We start from the raw sequence: 12958 nt of genomic DNA on the forward strand, positions 1-12958 counted from the left end.
GCTTCTGATTTGTTTCAGAAGCTTTTTTTATTTTACTAAATTTGAAATCACTATAAAAACTAAAAATTAAAATGAGTAAAATATTAGTAACTGGCGGTTTGGGCTACATTGGCTCACATACAGTTGTTGCTCTACAAAAAGCAGGTTATGAAGTTGTAATTATAGACGATTTATCGAATACAGAAATTGGTGTCTTAGATCGTATTACTTCTATTACAAATATAAAACCCACTTATTTTGAAATTGATTTAAAAAATCAAGAAAAAGTAAATGAATTTTTTAAGACAAATAAAATAGATGGAATTATCAATTTTGCAGCTCACAAAGCAGTGGGGGAATCTGTCGAAAAACCATTAATGTATTATCGTAATAATCTTTTAGGTTTAATCAATCTTTTAGATGCAATGAAAGATTTTGATGCAGATAACATTATTTTTAGTTCTTCTTGTACAGTTTATGGACAAGCAGACAAAATGCCAATTGATGAACAAACACCTTTAAAGAAACCAGAATCTCCATATGGAAAAACTAAACAAATGGGAGAGGAAATTTTAGAAGATTTTTCATCTGCTTTTGATAAAAATGTGATTTGTTTACGTTATTTCAATCCAGTAGGAGCACATCCAACAGCTAGAATAGGAGAATTACCAAAAGGAATTCCAAATAATTTAATTCCATATGTTACACAAACAGCGGCTGGAATTAGAGAAGCTCTATCAGTTTGGGGTGATGATTATCCAACACGTGACGGAACTGCCATTCGCGATTATATTGATGTAAATGATTTGGCTGATGCGCATGTAAAAGCAGTAACAAGATTAATCGAGAAAAAAAATAAAAAGAAATTAGAGTTTTTTAATCTTGGTACAGGAACTGGATCTACAGTATTGGAAATTGTAAATGCATTTGAGCAAGCCAATGATCTAAAATTAAATTATCAAATAAAAGAACGTCGAGCAGGAGATATTGTCGAAGCGTATGCAGATAATTCATTCGCAGAAAAAGAATTAGGCTGGAAACCAGAAATTCAATTAGCAGAAAGTATGCGTACAGCTTGGGAATGGCAAAAAAGTTTAGAAAAATAAAATCATGATTCAGTTACCAACAGCAGGTTTATTAGTTATTAAGAATAATAAATTGCTTTTGACATTTAGTAAAAATAAAAAAGCATGGTATTTACCTGGAGGAAAAATTGACCAAGATGAAAATTCAAAATCTGCTTTGATTCGAGAAATAAAAGAAGAATTAAATGTGGATTTAGAAGAAAATAAATTAAATTTTTTCTGTCATATAACAGCTGAAGCTTATGGAGAACAAAATCTTTTAATGGAACAAGATTGCTTTTTATATGATTTGAAAGAAGGTATAAAACCATCAAACGAAATTGAAGCTGCAAATTATTTTAGTTACGAAGAATATTTGCAAGAAGAAATTCAAGTAATTGGAGTAGTCAAAGTTTATGAAGAACTCAAGAAAAATCAATTAATTCATTAAATAAAAAAAGTCCAATAATTCTATTATTGGACTTTTTAAATATCGATTATTTTAATTTTTTCAAGATGTATTTCTCTTTCAAGTTTCCACTGATTTCTTTTCCTTGTTGATCCAAAACTTTCAATCTATTTTCCTCAACTTTCAAAACTAATGGACTTACATTCGAGTTTAAATGTAAAATATTTCCAGAAGCATCCCATTTATAAAAACCTTCGTCTTGATAAACCGTTTCTTTTCCTAAATATTCTTGCTCAATAAAAAAGTTTCCATCTTTTTTCAATTCAACAATATATTTTATTCCTTCGCAATCAGCGCAAGGCAAAGTTCCTTCGTATTTTCCAACCCAATCCAACGAATTCATAGAATTATGTTCCTTTTTTACAGCTTCTGTAATTTCTTTAGAAGCATCTGTATTTTTTTGTTCTTGTTGAACACCTTTTGATTGACAAGAAAATATAATAAATGAGGCGAAAACACTCGCGAAAATAGATTTTTTCATAAATTAATTTTATGATTTTTTTAACAACAAATTTAGTACCAAATTACGACTATATTTGTTTAACTTTCAATTAAAATTTGATAAAATGTTTCATTCAAAAAAAATACAAACTCCTCTTGGAGAAATGCTTGCAATAAAGACAGAAAAAGGACTTTGTATGTTAGAGTTTTTTGATGGAAAATCAACCGAAAAACAACTCAAAGAAATAGAAAATTTGGGTGAAATTTTGGAAAAAGAAGATGATGAAATTCTAAATCGTCTAGAAATTGAATTAAATAATTATTTCGCAGGAAATTTAAAAGAATTTACAATTCCATTGGATTTGATTGGAACAGATTTTCAGAAAAAAGTTTGGAAAGAATTAATTAAAATTCCATTCGGAGAAACAAGATCGTACAAAGAACAATCAATCGCTGTTGGAGATGTTTTAGCAATAAGAGCTGTAGCAAATGCAAATGGGAAAAATAAAATTGCAATTGTAATTCCTTGTCATCGAGTTATTGGTTCTAATGGTTCTTTAACAGGATATGCTGGAGGAAAAAAACGAAAACAATATTTATTAGAATTAGAATCGAAGCAATTAAATTTATTTTAAAATAAAAATCCCGAAAAGTATCGGGATTTTTTATTGAATTATTTTTTCTTCAAAATATATTTTTCAGCAAGAGAACCTGTAATTTCTTTTCCTTCCTGATCTAAAGAGAATATTTGGTTTTCGCCAACTTTGTAATTGTAAATACCATTATCTTTGGTTGAGATTTTAATAGATCCACCATCTTTAGTCCATTCAAAAGTCCCTTTGTCTTCTAATTTTAAATTTTTGTTTAAATATTCTTGAGATAAAGTATACGTTTCATCTTTATTGATAGTTAAAGTTGTTTTTATTCCTTCGCAATCAGCACAAGGTAAAACACCTTCATAGGTACCAACCCAATCTACAGATGTTTTAGAATTATGTTCGTCAATATTAGTAGTTAAACTATCTTTAGGAACATTTACTGTAGAAGAATCAACTATTATTTCTTCTGTATTGTTAATGCTTTGTTCTTTTTTAGATTCACAGCTAAAGATGATTAAACTAGTGAAAGAGATTGCCATTATTAATTTTTTCATTGAGTTAGGTTTTTTAATTTATTTAATGATTTATGTACGCTCCAAAATCAAATAGTATTCCAATAAATGTTAATAATTGTTTTTTTAGCTTTTTTTTGAAAATTTAATCTACTGTTCTGAATATAAAATCTTCCAAAAAATCTTTGTAAATTAGCCAATCAGAAAAGTAATGTATGAGTGTTGAGCTATTACCAGATGGAAGAGTAAAAAAACCTGAATGGTTACGTGTTAAGTTACCAACAGGAAAGAAACATCGAGAATTAAGAGGTTTAGTTGATAAATATAAATTGAATACCATTTGTCAAAGTGGTAGTTGTCCAAATATGGGTGAATGTTGGGGAGAAGGTACTGCAACATTTATGATTTTGGGGAATGTTTGTACACGTTCTTGTGGTTTTTGTGGGGTGAAAACTGGCCGTCCAGAGCAAGTAGATTGGGCAGAACCAGAAAAAGTTGCACGTTCAATAAAATTAATGAAGATTAAACATGCGGTTTTAACTTCTGTTGACCGTGATGATTTAAAAGATATGGGCTCTATTATTTGGGCAGAAACAATACATGCTGTTCGTAGAATAAGTCCTGGTACAACAATGGAAACATTAATTCCAGATTTTCAAGGAGTAGAAAAACATATCGATCGTTTAGTAGAAGCTGCACCAGAAGTACTTTCTCATAATATGGAAACTGTTCGTCGTTTAACTCGCGAAGTTCGTATTCAGGCGAAATATGATCGTTCTTTGGAAGTTTTACGTTACGCGAAAGAAGCTGGTCAACGTAGAACAAAAACAGGAATTATGCTTGGATTAGGAGAATTTGAAGATGAGGTTTTTGAAACAATTCAAGAAGTTGCTGATGCAAAAGTAGATGTTATTACAATTGGACAATATTTACAACCAACAAAAAAACATTTGCCTTTACAAGAATTCATTACGCCAGAACAATTTAAGAAATACGAAGATTTTGCTCGAGGATTAGGTTTCCGTCATGTAGAATCAGGACCATTGGTTCGTTCTTCTTATCATGCGGAAAAACATATTTTATAATTTAGATTATTCAATCATAATATTTTAAAAAGAGATACAACTTAGTTGTGTCTCTTTTTTTGTTATATTTAAAATCAAATCAATCTAATATGAAAAAACTAATTGCACTAATTATCTTAATTTCAAGTTTTGCAAATGCACAATTTTATGAAGTTGAATACGAAACTCAAATAAAAACAAAATACAACGAAAAAGGCTTAGAAATTTATAAAGAGATCAAAGATCCTGAAGTTAAAAAAGAAAATATTGATCAAAATGAAAACCCAAAAGCTTTAGACTTTAAATTTATTTTTAATAACGGAGAAGCCAATTCTATCGAATTGCCAAAAGTGCAAAATGCTCAAGGACAAATTATTTCTATCAAGAAAACTGCGCCATATATGTATTTTGGAACAACTTATTTTAATATTTATAAACAAGAAACATTAATGCAACAAGATGTTTATGGTAAAAAATATATTGTTTATGATAAAATAAATGATTTGGATTGGAAGATTACAAACGAATCAAAAGAAATTCTTGGCTACAGAGCACAAAAAGCAACAGCAAATTTTGATAATAGAATTTTTGTAGCTTGGTTTATTCCTGAATTAAAAACAGATTTGATGTTGATTAATTTCAAAAGTCCTGGCGGTTTAGTTCTTGATCTTGAAATTACTTACGAAGATGAAATGGGAAAATATTTTGGAATTTATAAAGCAAATTCAATTAAAGAAAAATCGAAGTATAAATTTATTATTCCAACAAAAGGGAGCAAAGTATCGTTGAGTGAATTAGACAAAATTTGGGAGGATTTTGATCATAAAAGAGATGAAGCAAACAATCAAGGAGTTGATAAATAAAAAACCTAAAATATGAAAAACCTAATTGCACTAATCATCTTAATTTCAAGTTTTGCAAATGCACAATTTTATGAAATAACATACGAAACTCATGTTCAGACTTATTATAATGAAAAAGGAATCAAAGTTTGGGAAGAATGGGTTGATAGTCCAAATGAATTACAAACTATAATAGAACTGAATAGTAATCCTCCAAAGGAACAATTCAAATTTATTTACAATGAGATTTCAAGCAAAATGGTTAATCAGCCAAGAATTTCGAATAGCCAAACAGTTGAAAATATTAAAGTAAAAAAGTTACCATATAATATCAATGGAGATTTGATAAGTAATTATCAAAACAATCAATTTATGTATGAAATGGATGTTCATGGTAAAAAATATTTAGTCAAAGATGATTTGATAGAAATTGATTTAGTAGATACAGGAAACAAGAAAAAAATAATAGGATTTGACACTTATGAAGCTATAGGAAAGAAAGATGATATAGACATAATAATTTGGTATACAAAAGATATTCCTTATTTATACACGCCAGATATCTATTTTACTAAAAAAGGGTTTGTGCTAGAATTGCATTACAAAATGAAAAATGACGAAAGTGAAATGATAAATTCTTGGCTAGCGATAAGTAAAAAAGAATTGAAAAAATCGCCTAAGATAATTTTTCCTACAAAAGGTGAACAAATAAAAAATAATCAGGTAGATAAGATTTGGGATGAAGCTAATGAAGTTTTTAATAAAACGTATGACGAAGGAGTTGATAAATAAAAAACTAAAATATGAAAAAACTAATTGCACTAATCATCTTAATTTCAAGTTTTGCAAATGCACAATTTTATGAAGTTGAATACGAAGCTCAAGTAAAAACAAAATACAACGAAAAAGGATTAAAATGGTTTGAAGAAAATGTTGATAATCCTACAGAAAGAAGGGAAGTAATAGAAGCAAACGAAAATCCATCGAAAGAGTATTATTTGTTTAAATTTAATGATAATGAAGCAAATATTTCTCATGTCAAAAAAGTGAATAATTCACAAGGCGCAATAGCGCGTTTTATTTTTACACCAGAAAATTTAGGCAATAATAATTTATATTACGATTATAAAAATAAATCAATATTAGATCAACGAGATTTATATGGACGAAAATTTATCATAAAAAAACAATTCATCAATTTAGATTTTGTTGATACAAACGAAACAAAAACTATTTTAGGTTATAAGGCACAACAAGCTATTGCAAAAGATGGAAATTTACAAGTAATTGTTTGGTACACAAAAGATATTAATTATAATTATTCGCCAGATTTTTATTTAGGAGTAAATGGATTTGTATTGAGAGAAGAATTAATTAAAAATTTAGAAAATAGACAAGTTATTACAGTAATAGAAGCGATAAATATAAAACCATTGAAAAAAGTTCAAATTACAATTCCTAAAAAAGGAGATTTCGTTACAGATCAAGAATTTGATAGGATCATGAAAGAAACAAATCGAAAAAGAGATGAATTATATGAACAATCTCAAGGAAGTACTATTGATAAAAAATAAATAAAACGCTAAAACTTGCTTAACTTTAAGCAAGTTTTTTTGTGTATGAAAATTAAAGCAACATTACTTACAATTGGCGATGAAATTCTTATCGGACAAATTGTAGATACAAATTCGGCATTTATTGCTAAACAATTGAATTCTATCGGAATTGAAGTTGAAGAAATTATTTCGGTTCAAGATGAAATGAAACATATCATCGAAGCATTTGAACGAGGAATTGCTAAATCAACTATTGTTATCGTAACAGGAGGTTTAGGACCAACGAAAGACGATAAAACAAAAGCTGCTTTGTGTCAATTCCTGAATTGTGAATTAATTCTAGAACCTAAAATATTAGAAAATATTATTCAATTATTTCAAGTAAGAGGTTACACAAAAGAACTGAATAGTTTGAATCAAGATCAAGCATTAATTCCTGAAAAATCTACTTTTATTCAAAATAAATATGGAACAGCGCCTTGCCTTTGGACTTCTATAAATGATAAACTAATTATTAATCTGCCAGGCGTTCCTTTTGAAATGAAAGGTTTAATGCGAGATGAAATTATTCCGAGTTTACAACAAAAATATCAATCAGAAATTATTGTTCATCGTGATATTTTGATAAGCGGAATTCCAGAAAGTGATTTGGCTATTTTGATTGAAGATTGGGAAAATAATTTACCTCAACATATTCATTTGGCTTATTTACCGAATAGAACTTCTATTGATTTGCGATTCTCAGCATTTGGAACAAATAAGGAATTTTTGCAAGACGAAATTCAATATCAAATTAATCAATTCAAACTAATTGCTGGAGATTACTTGATTTCCGAAAATTCTGGAAGCGCACAACAAGTTTTGGGTGATATTCTAAAAGAAAAGGGATTGACAATTTCGACTGCAGAAAGTTGTACAGGAGGAAATATAGCTTCTCTGATAACTTCTATTTCAGGCAGCTCGGCTTATTATTTCGGGACAATTGTTTCCTATGATACTTCTGTAAAAGTAAAGATGTTGAACGTTAATCAAAACGATATTGATAAATTTTCTGTTGTTTCGGAACAAGTTGTAGAACAAATGGCAAAAGGAGTTCGAAATCAATTAAACACAACTATTAGTATTGCTACAACTGGAGTAGCAGGACCAAATAAAGGTGAAGATGGAAAAGAAATAGGAACGGTTTGGGTTTCGATTACAAATGGAAATTCTACATTGAATAAAAAGTATTTTTATCCATATCTAGATCGAGAAGATTTTATCAAGATTGTTTCCAATAATGCGCTCAATTTAGCTATTCAATTTGTGAAAGAGAAGTATAATTAAATTTTAATGCTAAAAATGACTGTATATAAATCGTCAATTTATCATAATATAGAATTGAGAATTATTGGTTATGACGAACCTAATAATGGAAGGGAATTACATATTGCTGATATTTTTATTGATGGTATAAAATGTAGCGATCAATACTTCAAAAATAAATGGAATAGGCTTAATTTTAATTTGGAAAAATTTAAGTTTGAATCAAGAGATGGAAAATATGTATTTATTCCAGCCGAAGGTTACAGTTTTATTATAAACTGTGATGATTTGTCAACGATCTATTCTGATTTCAAAGGGGTATCGACAATCAATTTTATACAGAATACATTCTTAGATGATAAATTACAAATATTCTATATGGATGAAATTGTAGAAATTAGTTTAAAATAAAATTTATAATATATATATAGTCTATTAAATTAATAGAGTTTATATTTGTCGCAAATTTTGTGTCAAATGTTAAAAAAGATTACAAGCAATACCTTATTTAGATTGCTTTTAGGTGTGATTGCCGGATTGGTTTTAGGAAATTATCTAAACGAAAGTACAATTCAAGTTGTTTTATCCTTAAAATATTTTACGGGACAATTAATTTTCTTCTTAGTTCCATTAATTGTAATTGGTTTTATAGTTTCATCAATCACAAAACTAAGCGAAGGTTCATCTAAAATAGTAGGTTTTTCGTTGTTAATAGCTTATTTATCTTCGATAGGTGCAGGTTTATTTTCGATGATTGCAGGTTATCAAATCATTCCAAATTTATCTATTCCAACTTCTGTCGATTCGTTGCGAGAAGTTCCAAAACTATTATTTCAATTGGATATTCCGCCAATTTTTTCTGTAATGACAGCATTAGTTATTTCATTGATGTTGGGAATGGGAATTCTGATTACGAAGGCAAAAGAATTAGAAAAGATTTTTGATCAGTTCAAAGATATTGTCATTCTTTTAGTCAACAAAGTTTTGATTCCGATTTTACCTTTTTTCATTGCTGCAAACTTTGCAATTTTGAGTTACGAAGGTTCTATTGAAAAGCAATTGCCAGTTTTCTTGAAAGTAATTCTTATTGTTATTGTAGGACATTTTATTTGGATGACATTAATGTATACAATTGCAGGTTTTTATCATAAAACAAATCCGTTTAAACTTTTAAAACATTATCCGCCAGTTTATTTAACAGCTGTTGGGACAATGTCTTCTGCAGCATCTTTAGGAATTGCGGTGAAAGCAGTAGATGACAGTAAAGTGATAAAACCATCGATTTCGAATTTTACAATTCCATTTTTCTCAAATACACATTTATGTGGATCAGTTTTAACTGAAGTTTTCTTTGTAATGACTGTTTCGCAAGTGTTATATGGTCATATTCCTGATATAGGAACAATGGTTACTTTTGTTCTGCTTTTAGGAATTTTTGCTGTTGGTGCGCCAGGCGTTCCAGGTGGAACTGTTGTAGCTTCCTTAGGATTAATCACAAATGTTCTAGGATTTGATGAAACAGGAATTGCTCTTATTCTAACTATTTTTGCTTTACAAGACAGTTTTGGAACCGCTTGTAATATTACAACAGATGGAGCTTTGAGTATGATTGTAGATAAATATGCAGAAAAGAAATAGGGTTTATTCTCAATATAAAAACAAAAAAAAATCACTTCTAAATGAAGTGATTTTTTTATGAACTATTTTCTTCTTCCTCGATGAGGATTCTTTGGTTTAGTATCTTTTTTGGGTTTAAAACCTGTATTATTTTTCTTGAAATTATTTTGATTATTTGTATCAGGTAATTTATAAAACTCCTTTGGTGTTTTTATCACTGTTACATAATTGCCAATTAATTTCTCAATATTTGCTAAATCACCTCTTTCATCAGCAGCACATAAAGAGATAGCTTTTCCTTCGCGTCCAGCTCGTCCAGTTCGTCCAATACGATGTACATACGTTTCGGGAACATTTGGTAATTCGTAATTAATCACATAAGGCAATTGATCAATATCGATTCCACGAGCAGCAATATCAGTCGCAATTAAAACTTTTAATTTCTCTTCCTTAAAATTAGTTAAAGCACGTTGTCTAGCGTTTTGAGATTTATCACCATGAATTGCCGCAGCAGGAATTCCAGCTTTTTCCAGATGTCTTACTAAACGATTTGCACCATGTTTTGTACGTGTAAAAATCAAGGTACGATCTTCTGGATGTTCGTTTAAAATGCTTACCAAAAGTTTTACTTTCATGTCTTTGTCTACATGATAAACAAATTGCTCAACTGTTTCCGCCGTTGAAGAAACAGGAGTAACGCTGACTTCTTTAGGTCGATGTAAAACTGAATGAGAAAATTTTCGAATGTTTTTTGGCATTGTTGCCGAAAAGAAAAGAGATTGTCTTTCTTTTGGAATGATTTCTAAAATCTTTTTAATTTCATGAACAAATCCCATGTCCAACATACGATCTGCTTCATCTAAAACAAAAATCTCTATTTGATTGATTTTTAAATGTCCTTGCCCGATTAAATCTAACAAACGTCCTGGTGTTGCAATTAAAATATCAACTCCATTTTTTATAGCTCCAATTTGTGGATTTTGATTAACTCCTCCAAAAATAGCCAAATGGTTTAATGGTAAATATTTACCATATAATTTAAAACTTTCATTGATTTGAATAGCTAATTCGCGTGTTGGTGTTAAAATTAAAGTTCTAATTTTTTTTCCTTTACTCGGAGAATTTGTTAAGTTTTGAAGAATAGGAATTGCGAAAGATGCTGTTTTTCCTGTTCCAGTTTGTGCGCAACCAATAATATCATTTCCTTCTAAAACTAAAGGAATAGATTGTTCTTGAATTTCGGTTGGTTCTGTATATCCAGCCTCATCAATAGCTTTTAAAATTGGTTCAATTATATTTAATTCTGAAAAATTCATTGATTAAAATAGTGTGAGTTTATATTAGAAATAGATAAGCACTTCCATCGAAGTGCTTTATAATTAATGATTAAAATAAATCTATTCCATTTCTTTTGCGTTGCGATCAATTTTTTCTTCAGGTTCTGTTGCATGAACAGAGTTTGCTGAATAATTTCTCCAACGTTCTAAAATATTTAACATATCTGCTGGCATTGGAGATTCGAAATACATACGTTCTCCTGTTGTAGGATGATCAAAACCTAATGTGCGAGCATGTAATGCTTGGCGTGGACAAGCGGCAAAACAATTATCAACAAACTGTTTGTATTTGTTGAATGTTGTTCCTTTCAAAATGCGATCTCCTCCGTATCTAGCATCATTAAATAATGGATGTCCCAAATGCTTAAAATGTGCACGGATTTGATGTGTACGTCCTGTTTCTAGTTTACATTCGACCAATGTAACATAAGAAAAATTCTCCATTACTTTATAATGTGTTACGGCGTGTTTACCTTGCGAACCATCTTCGAAAACCGCCATTTGCATACGATCTTTTAAATGTCGACCAACATGTCCAGTAATTGTTCCTTCTTGTTCAGCTAAAACTCCCCAAACCAAAGCATTGTACAAACGATCTGTTGTGTGAGCTGCAAATTGTTCAGCTAAACTTGTCATTGCAACTTCTGTTTTTGCAATAACCAAAAGTCCACTTGTATCTTTGTCAATACGATGTACCAAACCAGGACGTTCCATTTGATCTGACATTGATGGTAAATTATCAAAATGAAACTTTAGCGCATTTACCAAAGTTCCTGTATAATTTCCATGTCCAGGATGTACAACCATTCCAGGTTCTTTATCTATAACGACAACTTGATCGTCTTCGTAAATAATTTTGATTGGAATATCTTCTGCTATAACTTCATTCTCGCGAGGAGGAGTTTCTAGCATTATTTGAATAAAATCGCCAGGCTTTACTTTATAGTTAGATTTTACAGATTCATTGTTTACTAAAATGTTTCCGTTATCTGCTGCTTGTTGAATTTTATTTCTTGTCGCGTTCTCAATTCTAACCATTAAGAACTTATCTATACGCAATAACGATTGACCTTTGTCAACCGTTATTGAAAAATGTTCGTATAATTTATTTCCGTCTTCCTCTTGTAAGAAATCTTCTAAATCTTCTGCCATTTATTTTCTTTCTATTCTATAATAATCTCTTCTGCAGCTTTAGGCGCTTCTGTAGGTTTTGGCTGCTCTGTTGCCGGATTATTTTGTTGTTGCTGTTGTTGCATATCTCTGATCTGCTGTTCAGCTTTTTGTGTTATAATATCTCTGTATTGAGAACCGCTAATTGTATCTTCACCAAAGTTTTTGTACTGAATATCCAATTCTTTTAACTGTGTTCTAATTTTTTCACGAGGTTCTGTTGATAACCAAATATCAATTGGTTGCCCCTGATCATAAGTATCTGTAGCAAATGGGAATTGGTAAACAACTCTTGCATTGATTGTATCTTGAGAAGCGCCAATAAATTTGATTTGACCAATTTCAAAGAAATTATCTTTAATTGATTTTTTAGCATCTGTAAGTGTTAAATTAATCAAATTTGGCATTCTAACTCCAGATAACATTCCACGTCCTAAAACTAAATCAACTGTTGCAAAACGAGGTAATTGTTCTCCTGCTTTTACAATTCTTCCGTTATATAATATTTTAAGAACAGCATCTTTTGCTAAATCTGGTTCGTAAATAATTTTTCCAATTTTAAGCCCAGAAATTTCTAATTGTGTAAAAGCCAAACGTTTTGATTTTCCAACTAAATCAGGTAATTCAACTGGACGATATGTTTTTGGATTTGATTTAATAAAAATACGACGACCTTCTTTTACTTGTGATTCTGCCGTTGGGTAGAAATCCATAATTGCAAAAGGTCTTGTATTTGGATCAAAACGAGAACTATCTACTTCGTATGTCAAACCAAGTTCCTCTAACTTAGCTGTAGCTTCCTTAATGTTCATTTTAGATAAATCGGGAACCAAAACAGATTCATTATGATTTGTATATGAATCTAACCAAACGTTAAAAATAAAATGGTAAAGCCCAAATGATAGCGCTATTACTATAGCTACATTAAGAAAAACTTGAATGATTGATTTTACTCCTTTCATTGAAATGATAAATTGTCGCACAAATATAGTTTAAAAATAAT

15 protein-coding genes are annotated in these 12958 nt (G+C 29.8%); 10 read left to right on the forward strand and 5 right to left on the reverse strand.

Features of this window, described 5'->3' with window-relative positions:
• The first annotated feature begins 71 nt into the window (after window positions 1-71).
• Together galE and ACMHJW_RS05770 are read left to right on the forward strand one after the other, a co-directional pair.
• Complete coding sequence (gene galE / locus ACMHJW_RS05765) at window positions 72-1085, forward strand: UDP-glucose 4-epimerase GalE (RefSeq protein ID WP_413532463.1); 1014 nt, start codon at window positions 72-74, stop codon at window positions 1083-1085.
• 4 nt (window positions 1086-1089) lie between these two features.
• Window positions 1090-1494 (forward strand): NUDIX hydrolase, encoded by a 405-nt coding sequence (locus ACMHJW_RS05770; protein ID WP_413532464.1) that lies wholly within the window; start codon window positions 1090-1092, stop codon window positions 1492-1494.
• A gap of 46 nt (window positions 1495-1540) precedes the next feature.
• Here the strand turns inward: ACMHJW_RS05770 and ACMHJW_RS05775 are convergent, their stop codons facing one another.
• The gene (locus ACMHJW_RS05775) at window positions 1541-1993 is read right to left on the reverse strand and encodes a copper resistance protein NlpE (RefSeq protein WP_413532465.1); all 453 of its coding nucleotides are present in this window, start codon (window positions 1991-1993) and stop codon (window positions 1541-1543) included.
• Window positions 1994-2078: 85 nt separating this feature from the next.
• On the opposite strand from ACMHJW_RS05775, the gene ACMHJW_RS05780 reads away from it, so the two are divergent.
• Entirely contained in the window at window positions 2079-2588 is a 510-nt protein-coding gene (locus tag ACMHJW_RS05780) for a methylated-DNA--[protein]-cysteine S-methyltransferase (protein ID WP_413532466.1), read from the forward strand.
• Window positions 2589-2626: 38 nt separating this feature from the next.
• On the opposite strand, the gene ACMHJW_RS05785 is transcribed toward ACMHJW_RS05780, so the two are convergent.
• Window positions 2627-3106 (reverse strand): copper resistance protein NlpE, encoded by a 480-nt coding sequence (locus ACMHJW_RS05785; protein WP_413532467.1) that lies wholly within the window; start codon window positions 3104-3106, stop codon window positions 2627-2629.
• A gap of 173 nt (window positions 3107-3279) precedes the next feature.
• On the opposite strand from ACMHJW_RS05785, the gene lipA reads away from it, so the two are divergent.
• From lipA to ACMHJW_RS05820, 7 genes are all read left to right on the forward strand, one after another.
• Complete coding sequence (gene lipA, locus ACMHJW_RS05790; RefSeq protein WP_413532468.1) at window positions 3280-4149, forward strand: lipoyl synthase; 870 nt, start codon at window positions 3280-3282, stop codon at window positions 4147-4149.
• Between the two features lie 89 nt (window positions 4150-4238).
• Window positions 4239-4991 carry a GLPGLI family protein gene (locus tag ACMHJW_RS05795; protein ID WP_413532469.1) on the forward strand — a complete coding sequence of 251 codons (753 nt, stop codon included), beginning with the start codon at window positions 4239-4241 and terminating at the stop codon, window positions 4989-4991.
• 12 nt (window positions 4992-5003) lie between these two features.
• Window positions 5004-5762, forward strand: coding sequence for a GLPGLI family protein (locus ACMHJW_RS05800; RefSeq protein WP_413532470.1), 759 nt, complete (start codon window positions 5004-5006; stop codon window positions 5760-5762).
• 11 nt (window positions 5763-5773) lie between these two features.
• Window positions 5774-6544 carry a GLPGLI family protein gene (locus ACMHJW_RS05805; RefSeq protein WP_413532471.1) on the forward strand — a complete coding sequence of 257 codons (771 nt, stop codon included), beginning with the start codon at window positions 5774-5776 and terminating at the stop codon, window positions 6542-6544.
• A 45-nt stretch (window positions 6545-6589) separates the two neighbouring features.
• Window positions 6590-7852: a CinA family nicotinamide mononucleotide deamidase-related protein gene (locus tag ACMHJW_RS05810; protein ID WP_413532472.1), complete on the forward strand. Its 1263-nt coding sequence runs from the start codon at window positions 6590-6592 to the stop codon at window positions 7850-7852.
• Between the two features lie 15 nt (window positions 7853-7867).
• Window positions 7868-8242, forward strand: coding sequence for a hypothetical protein (locus ACMHJW_RS05815; protein ID WP_413532473.1), 375 nt, complete (start codon window positions 7868-7870; stop codon window positions 8240-8242).
• A 66-nt stretch (window positions 8243-8308) separates the two neighbouring features.
• The gene (locus ACMHJW_RS05820) at window positions 8309-9469 is read left to right on the forward strand and encodes a dicarboxylate/amino acid:cation symporter (protein ID WP_413532474.1); all 1161 of its coding nucleotides are present in this window, start codon (window positions 8309-8311) and stop codon (window positions 9467-9469) included.
• Window positions 9470-9531: 62 nt separating this feature from the next.
• On the opposite strand, the gene ACMHJW_RS05825 is transcribed toward ACMHJW_RS05820, so the two are convergent.
• The 3 genes from ACMHJW_RS05825 to ACMHJW_RS05835 all read right to left on the reverse strand — a co-directional run bounded on the left by ACMHJW_RS05825 (window position 9532) and on the right by ACMHJW_RS05835 (window position 12938).
• Complete coding sequence (locus tag ACMHJW_RS05825; protein WP_413532475.1) at window positions 9532-10764, reverse strand: DEAD/DEAH box helicase; 1233 nt, start codon at window positions 10762-10764, stop codon at window positions 9532-9534.
• An 81-nt stretch (window positions 10765-10845) separates the two neighbouring features.
• Window positions 10846-11937, reverse strand: coding sequence for an RluA family pseudouridine synthase (locus tag ACMHJW_RS05830; RefSeq protein WP_413532476.1), 1092 nt, complete (start codon window positions 11935-11937; stop codon window positions 10846-10848).
• An 11-nt stretch (window positions 11938-11948) separates the two neighbouring features.
• Window positions 11949-12938, reverse strand: a complete 990-nt coding sequence (locus ACMHJW_RS05835; RefSeq protein ID WP_413532477.1) for a PASTA domain-containing protein — start codon at window positions 12936-12938, stop codon at window positions 11949-11951.
• Window positions 12939-12958 lie beyond the last annotated feature (20 nt).

Source organism: Empedobacter brevis (genome assembly GCF_965118635.1).
GTDB lineage: Bacteria > Bacteroidota > Bacteroidia > Flavobacteriales > Weeksellaceae > Empedobacter > Empedobacter brevis_A.

Excerpts from the sequence above, each read along its gene's own strand:
- galE (WP_413532463.1), top strand. The coding sequence starts at position 72 with ATGAGTAAAATATTAGTAACTGGCGGTTTGGGCTACATTGGCTCACAT.
- ACMHJW_RS05770 (WP_413532464.1), top strand. The coding sequence starts at position 1,090 with ATGATTCAGTTACCAACAGCAGGTTTATTAGTTATTAAGAATAATAAA.
- ACMHJW_RS05775 (WP_413532465.1), bottom strand. The coding sequence starts at position 1,993 with ATGAAAAAATCTATTTTCGCGAGTGTTTTCGCCTCATTTATTATATTT.
- ACMHJW_RS05780 (WP_413532466.1), top strand. The coding sequence starts at position 2,079 with ATGTTTCATTCAAAAAAAATACAAACTCCTCTTGGAGAAATGCTTGCA.
- ACMHJW_RS05785 (WP_413532467.1), bottom strand. The coding sequence starts at position 3,106 with ATGAAAAAATTAATAATGGCAATCTCTTTCACTAGTTTAATCATCTTT.
- lipA (WP_413532468.1), top strand. The coding sequence starts at position 3,280 with ATGAGTGTTGAGCTATTACCAGATGGAAGAGTAAAAAAACCTGAATGG.
- ACMHJW_RS05795 (WP_413532469.1), top strand. The coding sequence starts at position 4,239 with ATGAAAAAACTAATTGCACTAATTATCTTAATTTCAAGTTTTGCAAAT.
- ACMHJW_RS05800 (WP_413532470.1), top strand. The coding sequence starts at position 5,004 with ATGAAAAACCTAATTGCACTAATCATCTTAATTTCAAGTTTTGCAAAT.
- ACMHJW_RS05805 (WP_413532471.1), top strand. The coding sequence starts at position 5,774 with ATGAAAAAACTAATTGCACTAATCATCTTAATTTCAAGTTTTGCAAAT.
- ACMHJW_RS05810 (WP_413532472.1), top strand. The coding sequence starts at position 6,590 with ATGAAAATTAAAGCAACATTACTTACAATTGGCGATGAAATTCTTATC.
- ACMHJW_RS05815 (WP_413532473.1), top strand. The coding sequence starts at position 7,868 with ATGACTGTATATAAATCGTCAATTTATCATAATATAGAATTGAGAATT.
- ACMHJW_RS05820 (WP_413532474.1), top strand. The coding sequence starts at position 8,309 with ATGTTAAAAAAGATTACAAGCAATACCTTATTTAGATTGCTTTTAGGT.
- ACMHJW_RS05825 (WP_413532475.1), bottom strand. The coding sequence starts at position 10,764 with ATGAATTTTTCAGAATTAAATATAATTGAACCAATTTTAAAAGCTATT.
- ACMHJW_RS05830 (WP_413532476.1), bottom strand. The coding sequence starts at position 11,937 with ATGGCAGAAGATTTAGAAGATTTCTTACAAGAGGAAGACGGAAATAAA.